At 70.4% G+C, this 16,862-nt stretch carries 14 protein-coding genes and 1 pseudogene; 7 read left to right on the top strand and 8 right to left on the bottom strand.

Annotation, left to right across the window (positions count from 1 at the left end; translation table 11 throughout):
- Positions 1-152: 152 nt before the first annotated feature.
- From C8250_RS35900 to C8250_RS35875, 6 genes and pseudogenes are all read right to left on the bottom strand, one after another.
- Positions 153-471, bottom strand: a pseudogene (locus tag C8250_RS35900) (sugar transferase); the annotation flags it as partial.
- A gap of 912 nt (positions 472-1,383) precedes the next feature.
- A complete protein-coding gene (locus tag C8250_RS35895; RefSeq protein WP_138352487.1) occupies positions 1,384-2,397 on the bottom strand; it encodes a LacI family DNA-binding transcriptional regulator in 1,014 nt (337 codons plus the stop codon).
- 86 nt (positions 2,398-2,483) lie between these two features.
- On the bottom strand, positions 2,484-4,016 hold the full coding sequence (locus C8250_RS35890) for a carboxylesterase family protein (RefSeq protein WP_138352486.1): 1,533 nt from the start codon (positions 4,014-4,016) through the stop codon (positions 2,484-2,486).
- Between the two features lie 199 nt (positions 4,017-4,215).
- Positions 4,216-4,434 (bottom strand): hypothetical protein, encoded by a 219-nt coding sequence (locus C8250_RS35885; RefSeq protein WP_138352485.1) that lies wholly within the window; start codon positions 4,432-4,434, stop codon positions 4,216-4,218.
- A 104-nt stretch (positions 4,435-4,538) separates the two neighbouring features.
- The gene (locus tag C8250_RS35880) at positions 4,539-5,849 is read right to left on the bottom strand and encodes an MFS transporter (RefSeq protein WP_138352484.1); all 1,311 of its coding nucleotides are present in this window, start codon (positions 5,847-5,849) and stop codon (positions 4,539-4,541) included.
- Between the two features lie 164 nt (positions 5,850-6,013).
- Positions 6,014-6,223, bottom strand: coding sequence for a hypothetical protein (locus tag C8250_RS35875; protein WP_164292954.1), 210 nt, complete (start codon positions 6,221-6,223; stop codon positions 6,014-6,016).
- Between the two features lie 10 nt (positions 6,224-6,233).
- Between C8250_RS35875 and C8250_RS44025 the strand changes: the two genes are divergently transcribed.
- From C8250_RS44025 to C8250_RS35865, 3 genes are read left to right on the top strand one after another with little or no spacing between them, the layout of a single operon-like run.
- The gene (locus C8250_RS44025) at positions 6,234-6,491 is read left to right on the top strand and encodes a hypothetical protein (protein WP_244809589.1); all 258 of its coding nucleotides are present in this window, start codon (positions 6,234-6,236) and stop codon (positions 6,489-6,491) included.
- Positions 6,488-6,676, top strand: a complete 189-nt coding sequence (locus C8250_RS44020) for an RICIN domain-containing protein (protein WP_244809588.1) — start codon at positions 6,488-6,490, stop codon at positions 6,674-6,676. The genes C8250_RS44025 and C8250_RS44020 overlap by 4 nt, the downstream gene beginning before the upstream one ends.
- 56 nt (positions 6,677-6,732) lie before the next feature.
- Positions 6,733-7,293 (top strand): YetF domain-containing protein, encoded by a 561-nt coding sequence (locus C8250_RS35865; protein ID WP_244809587.1) that lies wholly within the window; start codon positions 6,733-6,735, stop codon positions 7,291-7,293.
- Between the two features lie 220 nt (positions 7,294-7,513).
- Here the strand turns inward: C8250_RS35865 and C8250_RS35860 are convergent, their stop codons facing one another.
- Positions 7,514-9,733, bottom strand: a complete 2,220-nt coding sequence (locus C8250_RS35860) for an NADP-dependent isocitrate dehydrogenase (protein WP_138352481.1) — start codon at positions 9,731-9,733, stop codon at positions 7,514-7,516.
- A gap of 319 nt (positions 9,734-10,052) precedes the next feature.
- On the opposite strand from C8250_RS35860, the gene C8250_RS35855 reads away from it, so the two are divergent.
- Entirely contained in the window at positions 10,053-10,844 is a 792-nt protein-coding gene (locus C8250_RS35855) for a serine protease (protein WP_138352578.1), read from the top strand.
- A gap of 142 nt (positions 10,845-10,986) precedes the next feature.
- Positions 10,987-11,853 (top strand): DNA-formamidopyrimidine glycosylase family protein, encoded by an 867-nt coding sequence (locus C8250_RS35850; RefSeq protein ID WP_138352480.1) that lies wholly within the window; start codon positions 10,987-10,989, stop codon positions 11,851-11,853.
- A 36-nt stretch (positions 11,854-11,889) separates the two neighbouring features.
- Here the strand turns inward: C8250_RS35850 and chrA are convergent, their stop codons facing one another.
- On the bottom strand, positions 11,890-13,083 hold the full coding sequence (gene chrA / locus C8250_RS35845) for a chromate efflux transporter (protein WP_187145124.1): 1,194 nt from the start codon (positions 13,081-13,083) through the stop codon (positions 11,890-11,892).
- A gap of 322 nt (positions 13,084-13,405) precedes the next feature.
- Between chrA and C8250_RS35840 the strand changes: the two genes are divergently transcribed.
- On the top strand, positions 13,406-15,490 hold the full coding sequence (locus C8250_RS35840; protein WP_138352478.1) for an APC family permease: 2,085 nt from the start codon (positions 13,406-13,408) through the stop codon (positions 15,488-15,490).
- A gap of 400 nt (positions 15,491-15,890) precedes the next feature.
- Complete coding sequence (locus C8250_RS35835; protein WP_138352477.1) at positions 15,891-16,715, top strand: SDR family NAD(P)-dependent oxidoreductase; 825 nt, start codon at positions 15,891-15,893, stop codon at positions 16,713-16,715.
- Positions 16,716-16,862: the final 147 nt, after the last annotated feature.

Here is a 16,862-nt window from a genome sequence, read left to right as displayed (position 1 = left end):
GTTCCTCCCCCCGGGCAGGCCCTTTCGGCCTGCTGTCCGTCCGCCGGCCATTCGGCCTGCGGTCCGTGCGCCGACCGGACGGCGCCCCCCGCGCATCAGAAGGCCCCCTGCCCCTGAAGCACCGCGCGCGGCGTCTTCCACAAATTCACCGTGGTGACGAGTTCGATCGCGGGGATCGCGACGAAGATCCAGAGCTTGATGTTGCGCGAGGTGCGGGCGATCCCGCCGAGCGCAGGCACGACGGTCGCCGTGAACAGTGAGCGTCCGAGCCGGCGGAATTCCTCGGCGCCCTGGCCGAGCACGGCCGGAGCCCACGACCGGCTCACCGCAAGCGCTCCCAGCACCAGCAGCTCGGTGCCGAATGTGAGAAGTTCCCCAGTTCTCATGCCAGTTGGCCGCGTCCCGGGCCCTGAAGAAGTTGCCGATCGCCGCCACCACGAAGGCGGTGGCCACCGTATCGCCGGTGACCACGGCACGGCGGTACCGCTGCTCCCATTCGAACGCGGGCTGTCTGATCGCTCCGTTCGCCAGACGCCCGCGCGCCGACGGAAACGGCCTGACTAGTCCCCCTTGCCGCACAGAACCCCCCAGGTCCCCAGTGGCTCGACGTGTTCGTCCAACACTGTTGCTCCCCTCGGGAGGCCCCCGCCCCCCGCACTGTTCCTCCTCTCGGGAGGCCCCCGCCCGCATGACAACCCGGGCTATTTCAGAGCTACTTGAACAACCCACCCCGACAACAGCGGACTCACGTGTCCTGCCGAACTCTCAAGGTGCGCGGGAACCCGTCGAAACCTCGGGTGCTCCCCGCACCCAAGCCCCCTTCGCGGGCTCCAGGAATTGATCACCCCCATATCCGGCGGCGGAGACGCAGCTGTTGGCTGCCCGCAACGCCTGACCTGGAGATCATGATTTGTCGCCTCGTATCCCACCATGTGAAGCACGGTCAGTCTAGACCCTCGGGGCCCGTCTGAAGAGGTGGATGTGTGGAATTTGTGCCCACCATTTGAAGCTGGATCCAGTGGATCCAGGGACCGGTGACCGTCTGCGGGTGCCTTGATGACGAAGACGCGCCTTGTGACCTGTGATGACGGAGTTCACCGGGTTGCCGGTAGCGGCAACCCGGAGGCGTCCTGGCGCTGCCAACTGGGCCGCACTCAGAGCCTGTCCGGCGGATCTTGTCGGTCAGCACGGGGCGGTGGATGCGGGTGTGGGCGATCGACGGCACGGAGGAACGGCATGGCCCGTTTGCGGGTGCACCGGCGAATCGGCAGCCCCCGCACGACGCCAGATGCGGGCGCCAGTTGGATCAGTGAATTCCCAAGTCAACGGCGTCGCGGGCGGAGCCGATCAAGTTGAACGGTCGCCGGACCCAATGATCGGACGCTAGGAGGACGCCCGGTGGATGAGGGTGACGTCCACCGGGTCGACGGGCTCCGCTGTTCCGTGCTCGATCAGCTGCTGGAGCGTCTCGGCGATGACGCCCGGCCCCGGCAGGTTGAGGCGGATGGAAGTGAGCGGGGGGCGCTGCAGCGAGGCCAGCACCAGATCGTCGGCGCCGACCACGGCCACGTCCTCCGGGACACCGATGCCCACGTCCTGGAAGGCGTGCATCAGCAGCGCCGCGTACTCGTCGTTGTAGGCGAACACCGCGTCGAAGCCCAGCTCCCGCCAGCGCTCCGCCAACTGGGCCGCGGAGTCCTGGGTGTACGCCACCTCCACGGCGGTCACGGTCGCCATGCGTGTGGCCGCGACGCCTTGCGCTCCGGCCAGCCGCGGTTCGGCGAAGGCGCTCAGGCCGCGCTCCTGCGGCATCAGCACGGCGATGTTGCGCCGCCCCCGCGCGACGAGGTGGTCGACGGCGGCGGCGCCGATGTCCGCGTGGTCGAACGCGATGGTGTGCGCACCGGCCAGCGGACGGGCGGCGAACGCCAGCAGCCCGCGGATTCCCGCGCGCTGCAGGAGATCGGCCGCTTCCGGGGTGAAGGAGTCGCCGGAGAGAGCGAACACCGCCGCCGGCCGCAGCTCGGCCCACGCGCGCGCGGCGGTGACGGCGTCGGGGAAGCGGCCGGCATGGAGCACAACCGTGTAACCGCGCCGGTCGAGCTCGCTGTGCAGATCGTCCACCCAATCGCTGACCAGCCTGCCGATCGCCGACACCGATGACGGCATCAGCACCAGATTGCTACGTCCGGCACGCAGCGAACGCGCGGCGGCGTGCGGGACGTAGCCCAGCTGGTCGGCGGCGGTCAGTACCCGGGCGCGGGTGCTCTCGCTGACCCGGTGCGCCTGGGTGTCGTTGAGCACGAAGGACACCGTGGCCCGGGACACCCCGGCCAGGCGCGCCACATCCGCGCTGGTGATGGTCCGTGGCGGCTGAGCGGGAGCGTCCTTGGCCATGACTTCCTTGATCAATTCCCCGGTGGTGCGCCCACGGGCACGTCAGCCCGGAGCACACAGGTTCAGAGATCAGGTTACACGCGTTATCACCGGCTCGCAGAACCGTGCAATCTCCGCGAGTCCCCCGCGAGGTCGGCGGTGGCCGTGATCACGGAGTCGAAACGCATGGTCGTACGGGACTGCTCGTCATAGCGCTCCCAGACTGGCAGCGCCGCATGGTTCGGATCGCCGGTGCGGATGAAGGAGATCCACGCCTGGTGCATGGACGCGGCGAGGCCGTCGCGCGCCGCGGGCCGGATCCCCTCCAGGAAGGGCGCGTGCGACCACTGGTCGAAGTTGTTGAAGGTGAAGGGCAGTTCCAGGCAGTGGGCGGCACCGAGCCGGCCGTCGTGCGCGGGGGTCGGGAAGTCGAATTGGTACACCCACACCGGTCGCCCCTGGGCGGCCCGGCGCTCGGCCAGATCCACGCTCGGCACGCGGAACAGCTCGTCCGAGATCAGATCCATCAGCACGTCCACCGGCCGCGCGCCCGGCCGGGTCGCCGCGTAGGCCGCGTACGCCTCCGCCGCCCCCTCACCGAAGGTGTCCGCCGCCCTGCTGATCACCTCGTCCCGGGTGGCGGCGGCGTACCTCTCGTCGAGCCCGAACCCGAAGTTGGCCTCTTCCCTGGTCCAGCCGATCAGCACGTCGATGTCCGACCCGGCGCCGTTGAGCAGCGTCTCGACGGGGTGCCGGTCCATCGTCGCCTCGTCGATGACGGGCAGGAACGGTGTGGGCCAGTAGCCCCAGCGCATCGTGCGCCCGAACAGTTCCCCGCCCGCCTCGATCAGCCGCGGCCAGGGCACGGCCCGCAGGTCCGCGATGCCCTTGGCGCCGAGGATCTCCTGGTAGACGGTGGTCCGCTCCAGGGCTTCGGCGCGGGTGGGAACGTGCAGGCCGAAGGGCGGGCTCTGCAGGATGGCGCGGTGGAACAGGGTTCTGCCCTCCGGGTGGCCGGCGAGCGCCGCCGTGGAGATGGCGCCGCCCGACTGGCCGGCAACGGTGATGTTGTCGGGGTCGCCGCCGAACTCCGCGATGTTCTCCCGCACCCAGCGCAGCGCGGCGACCTGGTCGGTGAGCCAGAAATTGGCGGGCTCCCCGTCCGCGTCCGAGCCGAACGAGAGGTAACCCAGCGGACCGATGCGGTAGTTGATGGACACCACCACAAGGTCGCCGTTGCGCGCGAAGGTCTCACCGGAGTAGTTGGGCAGCGAGCCGGACCCGGAGACGAAGCCGCCGCCGTGGATCCAGACCAGCACCGGCCGGCCGGAGGCGTCGGAGGACGGCGTCCAGACGTTGAGCGTCAGGCAGTCCTCGTCGAAGGGCGGGAAGCCGTGGCCGCCGAGTACCGGGTCACCGCCCTCCATGAACATCTGCGGGGCGCTGGGACCGTAGGCCGTCGCATCCCTCGTTCCGCTCCAGCCCGGGTGCGGCCGCGCCGGGCGCCACCGCAGGTCGCCGATGGGCGGCTCGGCGTACGGCACCCCCTTGAACACCGCGACCCCGCCCTCCGTGCGGCCGCGCAACGTGCCCGTGGACAACTCCACGACGGGCACATCCTGGTCTCCGGCACCAACCATCAGAGGCTTCCTTCCCTGGCGGCCGACGAGCGTCGGCAGAGGCTTGGCAGCTACGGCCGAGGTGCGAAGAGACACGTGTCACTGACATCGCGGCGCGCCACGCACACGCTCGACCTGCTCCCCCTGAGGCTATGCCGCCATTTCGACGACCGTCAACCATCCTGCATATCGTGGGTGGTCCCGCGGTCGTCCGCCGTGGTTACAGAGGCGCGGGGGAAGAAGCGCCGGGGATCAGCAGGCGGGGCGTTCCGGCGCCGTCGGCGGGAACGCTCCACAAGTCGGTGGTCCCGACCGCGCCCGACTGTGGCTGGTTCTTCTTGTATGCGCGGGAGGCGGCGTGCAGGACCAGTCCGATTCCCAGCCCCGCGAGGAGGAGCACCGCCGTGGCGAGTATGAGCAGGCGGCGCTTTGGCGTCATCGGGATCCTTGCGGATGCCGGGACAGGAGTGGCGGGGAGCTGCGAGGCGACAGAAAGCGTCGGTACACACGTCACCGCGGCGGGCGTCGGTACACGGTGCCGGATCATGCGCGGCCGCCCGGCGGCCGCAGCACCACACCCGCGACGGCCGCGCAGCAGAGCAGGCCCACCGCGGATCCCGCCAGCGCCGGACCGTCTCCCCAGACGGTCCAGGCCGCACCGAAGGCGATCGAGCAGCAGAACCGGGCCAGCGCCTGGCCGGTGCCGACCAGCGCGAGGCCGCTGGCCCGCAACTGCTCGGGCACGATGGCGGCGACCGCGGCCGGCAGCACACCATCGGTCGCGGCGTAGAACATGCCGTGCAGCGCGAGCACGAGATAGGGCAGGGCCGGCAGGTCGGGGGCCCAGAGCAGCAGCGTGTACGCGAGGAGCAGCAGGGCGTGCCCCACAAGGAACACGACGCGCCGCCCGACCCGGTCGGCCAACGTACCGACGGGCACGGCCAGCAGCAGGAACACCGCGGCGGTGCCGAGCGGCATCAGCGGGAACCAGTACTCGCTGATGCCGGTACGGCGTTGCAGCAGCAGATAGACGAAGGCGTCGCTGACGGTGGTGAGGCCGAGCAGGGCGGCGCAGCCGGCGAGCCCGCGCAGCCGCGGCATGCGCAAGAGGCGCAACGCCTCGCGAAGGTCGACGGGTTGCTTGTCCACGACCTCGGCCCCGGCCCGCTCCCCACTCCCGGCCTCGTCCGGTGTCACCGGTTCGGCCTGCCCGGCGCGCACTTTCCCGGGTACGAACAGCATCAGGACCAGCACGCCGAGTACGGCCACGCAGGCGCTGACGCCGAAGACGGCGTCGTAGCCGTCGGTCGCCGCGCGCAGGATCAGGAACGCGGCGACGGGTCCGAGCACCGCGCCGGTGGTGTCCATCGCCCGGTGCACGCCGAAGGCCCGGCCCTGGAACTCCGGTGGCGTGGACAGGGAGATCATCGCGTCGCGCGGGGCGGTGCGCAGCCCCTTGCCGGTGCGCTCCAGCGCGAGCACCACGCCCAGCGGACCCAGGCTGTGCACGAGGAGCAGCAGCGGTTTGCACACCGCGGACAGTCCGTAGCCGAGCCCGGCTATGAGTTTGTGGTTCCGCACCCGGTCGGCGAGGTGGCCGCCCGCCAGTTGGACCAGCGCGCTGACACCGTTGTAGACACCGTCGAGCGCGCCGAAGCCCAGCGGGCTGAGGCCGAGCCCCACGACGAGGTACAGCGGCAGGACGGCGGTGACCATCTCGGAGGAGATGTCGGTGATGAGGCTGACCGCGCCCAGCGCGAACACCACCGAGGAGACCCCGGGAAACCGGCGGCCGCGTGTACGGCCCGGCGTGGTGGTCGCCCCGCTGGGGGCGGAGCGGTCCGCGAGATACATGCTCAGGAGCTCCAGTTGCCGGTGGCGGCGGAATCGGCGGAGGAGTTGCCGGCGCAGCCGAGGCCGTCCATGTACTCGAACGTGCGAATGAGACCTTAATGGTTGTATGTGATGGCGGAGGTGCTTCCCGGAGAACGGGGCATTGAACAGCCGTTAACGGCCGGTCAGCCCTGTCGGCTGCTCTCGTCCCACAGCCACGTTCCGAAGTCCTGCGACCTGATGGCCTTCCTGGATCCCCGGCGGGCCGCGACGGCCGCCGCGATGAAGACGAGGACCCCGAGGATCAGCTTCGGCTCCGCCCGGAGCAGCGCACGGAGATCCGCCTTGCTCGTCGCGCCGAGGGCCGGGAGCGCGGGCCAGGTCACCTCGGTCACCCTGCACAGCGTGGGCGGCACCCGTACCACCGTCCGGGCCGGCGCGTGGAGCCAGGACATGACCCTGGCCTCCGGCGGGACCACCACCCTGACCCCCACCCCCATGCCGACCGTCTTCACGCTGGTCAACCGCCGCAGCGACAAGGCCATCCACGTACCCGGCGCCTCCACCTCCACCGGTACGGCGCTGATCCGGTACAGCCGCACGGCGGCACGAACCAGCAGTGGACGCTGGCCGACGCGGGCGGCGGCTACGTCAGGATCGTGAGCGGCCGCAGCGGCAAGGTCCTCGGCGTGGCCGGTGACTCCACCGCCGACCTCGCGGCCGTAGTGCAGCAGAGCGACACAGGAAGCACGAGCCAGCAGTGGCTGCGGACCGCCGGTGACCGACGGCGCGGCGCACGGGCGTGCGCCGGACCGACGGCGCGTAGCGTGACCCTCTGCGCTGCCTGACCGGCGGGTCCTGGTGGGCGTCACAATCCGGAGGAGTTGTCGTGTGGCATGACCTGATGTCAGTTCAGGTGCCGATCGCGGAGAAGATCATCCGCACCGTCCTGGTCTACGCCCTGATCCTGATCCTGTTCCGACTGGCCGGAAAACGGGGCCTGGCGAACCTGAACACCTTCGACTTCGTCGTGATCTTCCTGCTGTCCAACGTCGTGCAGAACGCGATCATCGGGGCGGACAACAGCCTGCTTGGCGGGGTGATCGGCGCGTTCACGCTGATCGCCATCAACTCCGCGGTGAACCGCTGGCTAGCCGGCGACGCCCGTGCGGAACGGCTGCTGGAAGGAACCCCGACCACCGTCATCGAGGACGGCAAGCTCGTGCCGCAGGCCATGCGCGACCTGGCGCTGCGGTCTGCCGAGATCGAGCACGCGGTCCGGATGCAGAACGGTGAGGCGATCGCGGATGTCGCCTCGGGCCGGCTGGAACCGGACGGCCATCTGATCATCACCCTCAAGCCCACCGAGCAGAACGCCACCCGCGGTGACGTCGAGGCCCTGCAGGCCCGCCTGACGACGATCGAGAACCTGCTGAAGGACCTCGCCACGGGCCGCCCCTCGTAGCGGTCGCCCCGCCAGGGCACCACGCCAGATCCTCGAATCCTGGTTCGCCGGTGCGCCCATCCGCGACGAGTACCTCATCGTCGGCAAGGGCGCGCTGGCCGGAACGGGCGCCCACTTCTACTCCACCACCACGCCGGCCGCGCGCTGAGGTCCGGGAAACACGAAGGCCCGCCGGCCCGGGATCGCTCCCGGGCCGTCGGGCCCCGCCGTGCGTCTCTCGTCAGCCGAGGGTCGCGATGGCGTCGTTGAACGTCTTCGACGGGCGCATCACGGCCGAGGCCTTGGCGTCGTCGGGACGGTAGTAGCTGCCGATGTCGGTCGGCGAACCCTGGACGGCGATGAGCTCGTCGACGATGGTCCGCTCCTGCTCGGCCAGCGTCGCGGCGAGACCCGCGAACGCGCCGGCCAGCTGCGCGTCCTCGGTCTGCTCGGCCAGCTCCTGCGCCCAGTACAGCGCCAGGTAGAAGTGGCTGCCGCGGTTGTCGATGCCACCGAGCTTGCGGCTCGGCGACTTGTCCTCGTTGAGGAACGTGCCGGTCGCCCGGTCGAGGGTGTCGGCGAGGACCTGGGCGCGCGCGTTGCCCGTGGTCTGCGCCAGGTGCTCGAAGCTGACCGCGAGGGCGAGGAACTCACCCAGGCTGTCCCAGCGGAGGTAGTTCTCCTTGAGCAGCTGCTGGACGTGCTTCGGGGCGGAGCCGCCGGCGCCCGTCTCGAACAGGCCGCCGCCGTTGATCAGCGGGACGACGGAGAGCATCTTGGCGCTCGTGCCGAGCTCCAGGATCGGGAAGAGGTCCGTCAGGTAGTCGCGCAGCACGTTGCCGGTGACCGAGATGGTGTCCTCGCCGCGGCGGATGCGCTCCAGGGAGAACGCGGTCGCCTGCTCCGGGGTCATGATCTCGATCTGCAGCCCGTCGGTGTCGTGCTCGGGCAGGTACGCCTTGACCTTGGCGATCAGGTTGGCGTCGTGCGCGCGGCCCTCGTCGAGCCAGAACACGGTCGGGTTGCCGGTGGCGCGGGCCCGCTTCACGGCGAGCTTGACCCAGTCGCGGATCGGCACGTCCTTGGTCTGGCACATGCGGAACACGTCGCCCGCGCCGACCGTCTGCTCGAGTACGGCGTTGCCGTCGGTGTCGATGACCCGGACGGTGCCGGTGGCCGGGATCTCGAAGGTCTTGTCGTGGCTGCCGTACTCCTCGGCCGCCTGCGCCATGAGGCCGACGTTCGGGACGGAGCCCATGGTCGCCGGGTCGTAGGCGCCGTGCGCGCGGCAGTCGTCGATGACGACCTGGTAGATGCCCGCGTAGCTGCTGTCGGGGATGACGGCGAGGGTGTCGGCCTCCGAACCGTCCGGGCCCCACATGTGGCCGGAGGTGCGGATCATGGCCGGCATCGAGGCGTCGACGATGACATCGCTCGGCACGTGCAGGTTGGTGATGCCCCGGTCGGAGTCCACCATGGCCAGCTCGGGGCCCTCGGCGATCTCGGCCTCGAAGGACGCCTTGATCTTCGCGCCCTCGGGCAGCGACTCCAGGCCCTTGAGGATGCCGCCGAGCCCGTCGTTCGGGCTCAGGCCGGCCGCGGCCAGCGTCCGGCCGTACTCGGCGAACGTCTTCGGGAAGAAGGCCCGCACGACGTGGCCGAAGATGATCGGGTCGGAGACCTTCATCATCGTGGCCTTGAGGTGCACCGAGAACAGCACGCCCTCGGCCTTGGCCCGGGCGACCTGCGCGGTGAAGAAACCACGCAGCGCGGCGACCCGCATGACGGACGCGTCCACGACCTCGCCGGCGAGCACAGGTACCGACTCGCGCAGCACCGTGGTGCTGCCGTCGTCACCCACGAGCTCGATGCGCAGCGAGCCGTCCGCGGCGATGACCGTGGACTTCTCGGTGGAGCGGAAGTCGTCGGCGGTCATGTGCGCGACGTTCGTCTTCGAGTCGGCCGTCCACGCGCCCATGCGGTGCGGGTGCGCCTTGGCGTAGTTCTTGACGGACGCGGGTGCGCGGCGGTCGGAGTTGCCCTCGCGGAGCACCGGGTTGACGGCGCTGCCCTTGACCTTGTCGTAGCGGGCGCGGACGTCCCGGTCCTCGTCGGTCTTCGGGTCGTCCGGGTAGTCCGGCAGCGCGTAGCCGATCGACTGCAGCTCGGCGATGGCCGCCTTGAGCTGCGGGATCGAGGCCGAGATGTTCGGCAGCTTGACGATGTTGGCTTCGGGGGTCTTGGCCAGCGTGCCGAGCTCGGCGAGCGCGTCGTCGACCCGCTGGTTCTCCGCGAGACGCTCGGGGAAGCTGGCGATGATGCGGCCGCTGAGCGAGATGTCGCGGGTCTCGACGCGGACGCCCGCGGTCGAGGCATAGGCCTGGATCACCGGCAGAAGCGAATACGTCGCCAAGGCCGGGGCCTCGTCAGTGTGCGTATAGATAATGGTCGAGTCAGTCACCAGTACTCCGCTTCACATCGACAAACGTCTCGACATCAAGATATCTCGTGAGCGCCGCTACCTGAAACCGACCCCCGGGGTCGGACGGCGACGCGCCGACCGTGCCGGCTTCCGGGAACGGACGTCCGTGGCCGAAAAGGCCCACTTGCCGCAGGGTTCGCTCCGCCAGCACACTCACACCGGCACTCTTGCGGCATCCCCCACCTGAACCGGAAGTCCGGCGGTGCCTTCCGGATTCAGAGTTGTCATGCACCTGCCGCCACGTGCCTTCCCCCACACGAGAGGAAGAACGTTGAAGAACTTCCTGAAGCCACTCGGTCTGCACCTCGGCCTGAAGCCACTCAAAAGGTACGCGGCGCTCGGCGCGATCACCCTCGCCGTCTTCAGCCTCCAGCCCCTCAGCGCCCAGGCGACCGCCCCCAGCCCGGAGCCCAGTCCGTCCGTCGTCGGCGGCACCCGCGCGGCGCAGGGCGAGTTCCCCTGGATGGTCCGGCTGTCCATGGGCTGCGGTGGCGCGCTGTACACCCAGCAGATCGTCCTCACCGCCGCGCACTGTGTGAACGGCAGCGGCGCGAACACGTCCATCACCGCGACGGCGGGCGTCGTCGACCTGCAGAGCGGCAGCGCCATCAAGGTCAAGTCCACGCGTGTGCTGCAGGCCCCCGGCTACAACGGCAGCGGAAAGGACTGGGCGCTGATCAAGCTCGCCAAGCCCATCAACCTGCCGACCCTGAACATCGCCGGCACGACCGCGTTCAACTCCGGCACGTTCGACATCGCGGGCTGGGGCGCCAGAAGCGAGGGCGGCGGCCAGCAGCGCTACCTGTACAAGGCCAAGGTCCCGTTCGTCAGCGACGCGTCCTGCAGCAGCTCCTACGGCGGCGACCTGATACCCGGCGAGGAGATCTGCGCCGGCTTCACCCAGGGCGGCGTCGACACGTGCCAGGGCGACTCCGGCGGTCCGATGTTCCGCAAGGACAACAACAACCAGTGGATCCAGGTCGGCATCGTCAGCTGGGGCGAAGGCTGCGCGCGAGCCGGGTACCCGGGCGTCTACACCGAGGTGAGCACCTTCGCCTCCGCAATCCAGAGCGCCGCCGCCGGCCTCTGAGCATCCCCCCACGTACGGTCCGCCGCCCGCGCGAAGCCACGCGCGGGCGGCACCTGCGGTCCCGGCCCGGTTCGGCGAGGCCGGCCGGGGTGTGTGCCCGCCGTATCCGGCCGATCGGGCCGCGCCGGGGCAGACTGAGGACATGCCCGAACTGCCGGAGGTCGAGTCCCTCACCCGCTTCCTGGCCGAACACGTCGTCGGCCGTTCCGTCGCGCGGGTGTGCCCGCTCGCCGTCCACGCGCTCAAGACCTACGACCCACCGCCGGGCGCACTCGAAGGCCTCGTCTTCGGGAGCGTGACCCGGCACGGGAAGTTCCTCGACCTCCAGGCAGGGGACCTGCACCTGGTCATCCATCTCGCCCGCGCCGGCTGGGTGCGCTGGAACGACGCCCTGCCGGCGGAGCCGCCGCGCCCCGGCAAGGGCCCGCTCGCCCTGCGGGTGCGACTCACCGAACCCGACGGCGCGGGTTTCGACGTCACCGAGGCCGGCACCAAGAAGCACCTCGCGGTCTACGTCGTACGGGATCCGCAGGACGTACCCGGTATCGCGCGGCTCGGGCCCGACCCCCTCTCCGCGGCCTTCACCCCAGCGGTCTTCGCCGGGCTGCTGAAGGACGACCGCCGCCAGATCAAGGGGCTCCTCCGCGACCAGAGCACGATCGCCGGAATCGGCAACGCCTACTCCGACGAGATCCTGCACACCGCCAAGCTGTCGCCGTTCAAACTCGCGGCCAACCTCTCCGAGGACGAGGTGGCCCGGATCCACGCGGCGATCGGCTCGACCCTCGCCGACGCGATCGAGCGGTCCAGCGGGCTGGCCCTGCGGGATCTCAAGAGCGAGAAGAAGAGCGGGCTCCGGGTCCATGGACGGAAGGGCGAACCCTGCCCGGTCTGCGGCGACACCATCCGCGAGGTGTCCTTCAGCGATTCCGCGCTGCAGTACTGCCCCACCTGCCAGACCGGCGGCAAACCCCTCGCGGACCGGCGGATGTCCCGGCTGCTGAAATAGCGGCCGCAGGGAACGCCGCTGAGGCACGGATGGTGGTCAGCCCACCGGCCAGCCGGCCAGCGCCGCCGCCACGCCGAGCGCTCCTGCTCCCAGCAGGGCGCTGACCACTCCACGCCGGGCAGCCAGCAGCCAGAGGGCTGCTGCCGCCAGCACGGCGTACTGCCAGCCGTTCCACAGGGCCAGGGAGAGCGGGATCGCGGAGCCGGCGATGGCCCCGATCACAGCGGGGCCGGCGCCGGTGAAGAACGCCTGCACCCGCTCGCTGGAGCGCAGGCCGTCGAAATGCCGCCCGCCGAGGATCACGAACAGGAACGACGGGGCGAACGCCACCGAGGCGGCCAGCAGACCACCCCACACTCCACCGGCCGCGTACCCGACCACGGCGACGGTCTGCACGACCGGGCCCGGGGTGATCTGGCCGAGGGCGACGGCGTTGAGGAACTGGCTGTCGGTCATCCAGTGGTAGTGGTCGACGGCGTCCGCCTGCATCAGCGGAATGATGACGAACCCTCCGCCGTACGACAGAGCTCCCACCTTGAGCGCCACCCAGGCCAGCGCCACCATTCCCCCGCCGAGCACCGGAGCAGCAGCCACTACCGGCCACGACGCGACGCGTCGGCCGAAGCGCCGGTCACCTCGCCGACCGTCTTGCCGGCCGCGGGCGCGTATCGCGACCTCCAGCAGTCCCGCCGCGAGCAGGACCAGCACGAGCCATGGCCCCGTCAGAGCGGCAGCGGCCGTGCCCGCCAGCGCGTACCCGAGCCAGCGGGCACGGGCGGAACGTGCCTTCCCCGCACGCTTCCAGCTGCCGGGAGCCAACGACCAGGCCGCGTGCACGGCAACGGCGGCGACGGCGGATCCGGCCCCGGCGGCCGCCCCGAGCACCCACAGCGGCGGGTTCCCGGACAGGAACAGCGCGGCAAGGGCCAGGATCAGCGCGAGGCCCGGCAGGATGAAACTCAGACCGCCGACCAGCGCGCCGGGCAGACCGCGCAGGCGCCAGGCGGTGAGGATCGCCAGCTGCGTGGAGGCAGGGCCCGGCAACAGGTTCGTCGCGGTGATGGAATCCTCGAACTCCTCCGCCGGGATCCAGTTGCGGCGCTCCACACACAACTGCCGCAGGAGAGAGATGTGGGTCGGTGGTCCGCCGAAGCCGATACAGCCGATCCGACCCCACTCCCGCCCGATCGTGACCAGCCCCACCCGGCCCGTACCCGTGCTCCGGTCCACGCTCCGGTCCGCCCTCACTCGTCGCTCGTTCCTTACGTCATCGGCTCGTACGGCGCCGTGACCCTATAGGACCCCGGTGACGTCGAGGTGCCGCACTTCCGTGCTGGGTCGGACCGGCGACGGGCAGGACGCGGCGAGCCGTATGGATTTCGTTAAGACTGGTGAGCGACAACCAGTGGCACTCGGGTCGGCCCGATGACCTCCGGAAGACGTATTCCCCTGCTCTGTACGGTAGTTGGCGGCACATCCCATCGGATCACGGGCTCTGCGGCGCCCTGTCCGCCGCCATCCGGACCGCCGGACGGCCCTTACGCTCCCCCGCGTGGCGAGAATCGTGGATGGAATCAAGCGGGTAGTCATCGGGCGGGCGTTGCCGAGCGAGGGGTTGCAGGAGACGCTGCTGCCGAAGCGGCTGGCGCTGCCGATCTTCGCGTCGGACCCGCTGTCGTCGGTCGCGTACGCCACGCAGGAGATCCTGCTGGTCCTCACCCTCGGTGGGCTGGCCTTTCTCCATCTGACGACCTGGGTGGCGATAGCCGTGGTCGGCCTGATGGCCGTCGTGGTGCTCTCCTACCGGCAGGTCGTGCACGCGTACCCGTCGGGCGGCGGATCGTACGAGGTGGTCGCCACCAACCTCGGCCCCTCCGCGGGGCTGGTCGTCGCCGCGTCATTGCTCGTCGACTACGTGATGACCGTCGCGGTGTCCGTCGCCTCCGGCGTCGACAACATCATCTCCGCGGTGCCCTCGCTCAACGACTACCGCACCGCCATGGCCGTGGGGTTCGTGGCTCTGCTGGCGGCCGTGAACCTGCGCGGCGTGCGCGAGTCCGGCCGGGCGTTCGCGGCGCCCACGTACCTGTTCGTCGCGGGCGTGCTGATCATGTGTGCCACCGGGCTGTTCCGCTGGCTGGTCGGCGACGCCCCGGTGGCGGAGTCCGCCGCCTACGGCGTCACCGCGGCCCCCGGTAACAGCAATCTGACCGGTCTGGCACTGCTGATGCTGGGGCTGCGGGCGTTCTCCAGCGGTTGTACCGCACTGACCGGTGTCGAGGCGATCTCGAACGGCGTGCCCGCGTTCCGCAAGCCCAAGTCCCGCAACGCGGCCTCCACCATGACCGCGATGGGCCTGATCGCCGTCGTGATGTTCTCCGGCATCACCGCCCTCGCGATGATCGCGAAGGTGCACATCACCGAGGACACCTGCCGTCTCACGGGCTTCGCCGGGGACTGCGCTACCACCCCGCAGCGCACCGTCATCGCCCAGCTGGCCGCCGCGATCTTCGGCGGCGATCACAGCTTCGGCTTCTTCTTCATCCAGGCCGCCACCGCCCTGGTGCTGGTGCTGGCCGCCAACACCGCCTTCAACGGTTTCCCGCTGCTCTCGTCGATCCTGGCGCAGCACCGCTACCTGCCCCGTCAGCTGCACACCCGCGGTGACCGGCTCGCGTTCTCCAACGGCATCGTCGCGCTGGCCGTCGTCGCCGGTGGCCTCCTCTGGGTGTTCGACGCGTCGGTCACCAACCTCATCCACCTGTACATCCTGGGCGTCTTCACCTCCTTCACGCTGTCGCAGACCGGGATGGTCCGGCACTGGAACCGTGCCCTGCGCGACGAGACCGACCCCGCGCAGCGGCGCCGGCACCAGACCGCCCGGCTGATCAACGGGCTCGGGGCGTTCGTCACGGGTCTGGTGCTGGTCATCGTGCTGCTGACGAAGTTCATGCAGGGCGCGTACCTGGCCGTGATCGCCGCGGTGGCGTTGTGGCTGATGATGCGCGGCATCCGGCGGCACTACGACAGAACCGCCGCCGAGCTGGCGGTCACCGACCCGACGGACGAGACGGTGCTGCCCGCGCGCGTGCATGCCGTCGTGCTGGTCTCGAAGGTCCACAAACCGACGCTGCGGGCCCTCGCCTACGCCCGCGCCTGCCGCCCCGACACTCTCGAAGCGCTCACCGTCTCGGTCGACCGCGACGAGGCCAAGGTCCTCCAGGACCAGTGGGACGCATTCGGGATCGAGGTGCCGCTGAAGACGTTGGCGTCGCCGTACCGGGAAGTGACCCGCCCGGTCGTGGAGTACGTACGGTCGCTCAACCGCACCAGCCCCCGCGATGTGATCAGTGTCTTCATCCCCGAGTACGTCGTCGGGCACTGGTGGGAGAACCTGCTGCACAACCAGTCCGCGCTGTGGCTCAAGAGCCGGCTGCTGTTCACCCCTGGAGTCATGGTCATCAGCGTGCCCTGGCAGCTGAGCTCGTCCGAACACCGGCCGCAGCGCCCGACCCGCCGCGCCCCCGGCTCCGTCCGCCGCGGCGAACCCGCCCTCACTCCCTGGGCGAACCACCCCGACCCCGCCGACGACCCCGCCGCCGAACCCGACCGGGCCCCGCACGTCGACACCCACTGACCGCCGGCCACGCGCCACTTGACCATCACGAGCTGCCCCGGGCCCACCGGATGGATCAACCGGCCCGGGGCAGCTCCGTGTTCCGTCGTCTCCGCGGCTCTCCAGCCACCAGGTGTCCTGTCAGGAGACCGTCAGGGTTCCGTCGTTCCCCTTGAGCCGGGCCTCGCCGTCTCCTTGGATGGAGACGTGAACAGCTGCCTGCGCCATGACGACCGGCCACCGCATACGGTGCCGCCGGCTGCGCCCTGTTCGCCTCCGGCGCGCTGACGCACTTCCCCCGTCACCGCCCATCGCTCGACGAGCCCGGTGGCGCGTTTCCCCGGCACCTCTGTGCCGTCCCGCTCTCCTGAGCCCTGTTCCGCAACCCGTAAACCCGCAATCCCGCATCCCGGAGTGGATCATGTCTGCACCCTCCTCACCCGCCCGCCGCACCGCGCTGGTCACCGGCGCCACCTCCGGTATCGGCTGGGAGACCGCCCGGCTGCTCGCCGAACAGGGCAGCACCGTCATCGTGCACGCGCCGGACCTCACCTCCGGGCAGCAGGCCGTCACCCGGCTGGTGGCCGCCGGCGTCGCGGCGTCCCAGCTGGACCTCGCGGTGGCGGACTTCTCCCGGCTGGAGGAGGTGCGGGCGATGGCCGCCAAGGTCGCCGACGCGCATCCCGTACTGGACGTGCTGGTGAACAACGCGGCGGTCGCCGCCCCCGAGCGCCACACGATGACCCCCGACGGCAACGAGATCGCCTTCCAGGTCAACTTCCTCGCCGCGTTCCTCCTCACCCGCGAACTGACCGGGCCGCTGACCGCCCGGCCCGGCAGCCGCGTCGTCAATGTGTCGTCGTCCATGCACCGCACGGCGTCCATCGCCTGGAACGACCTGAACCGGTCCCGCCGTTACTCCCGGCTGGCCGCCTACGCCCAGTCCCAGCTCGCGCTGACGATCTTCGCCAGGGCGGGCGCGGGATCGGACGCCGGCTGCACCTCCGTCAGCGTGCACCCGGGCATCTGCGATACCGCCCTGCTGCCGCTGTACGCGCACGAGGGCGACTCGTCCGCCGAGGGCGCCGCCCGCGTGGTCCGGCTGTGCGACCCCGCGACCGAGCTCGTACCCGGCGCCTACTACGACCGCACCGCGATCTCGCCCGCCGCGCCCGTCGCGATGGAGGACCGCACCGTCCGCCGGCTGTGCAAGGTCGCCGACCAGTTGGTCGGCCGGACCGGCTGAACCACCGAGCCCCCGAACCGAGGCGGTACATGTCCAAGCGCGCCCGTAAGAAGCAAGCCCGCCGCAAGAGGAAGGCCCATCACGGCAGGAAGCCCAACGGCCTTTGAGACGAGGGCGGTGCGGTTCCCGTGGGGGGATCCGCACCGC

The organism is Streptomyces sp. So13.3 (assembly GCF_005860785.2).
GTDB lineage: Bacteria > Actinomycetota > Actinomycetes > Streptomycetales > Streptomycetaceae > Actinacidiphila > Actinacidiphila fildesensis.
Note: the sequence above shows the minus strand (reverse complement) of the source record. Positions and strands in the feature narration are given on the sequence as shown.

Coding starts and splice junctions, on each gene's coding strand:
- C8250_RS35895 (WP_138352487.1), bottom strand. CDS start 2,397: ATGGCCAAGGACGCTCCCGCTCAGCCGCCACGGACCATCACCAGCGCG.
- C8250_RS35890 (WP_138352486.1), bottom strand. CDS start 4,016: ATGGTTGGTGCCGGAGACCAGGATGTGCCCGTCGTGGAGTTGTCCACG.
- C8250_RS35885 (WP_138352485.1), bottom strand. CDS start 4,434: ATGACGCCAAAGCGCCGCCTGCTCATACTCGCCACGGCGGTGCTCCTC.
- C8250_RS35880 (WP_138352484.1), bottom strand. CDS start 5,849: ATGTATCTCGCGGACCGCTCCGCCCCCAGCGGGGCGACCACCACGCCG.
- C8250_RS35865 (WP_244809587.1), top strand. CDS start 6,733: ATGTCAGTTCAGGTGCCGATCGCGGAGAAGATCATCCGCACCGTCCTG.
- C8250_RS35850 (WP_138352480.1), top strand. CDS start 10,987: ATGCCCGAACTGCCGGAGGTCGAGTCCCTCACCCGCTTCCTGGCCGAA.
- C8250_RS35835 (WP_138352477.1), top strand. CDS start 15,891: ATGTCTGCACCCTCCTCACCCGCCCGCCGCACCGCGCTGGTCACCGGC.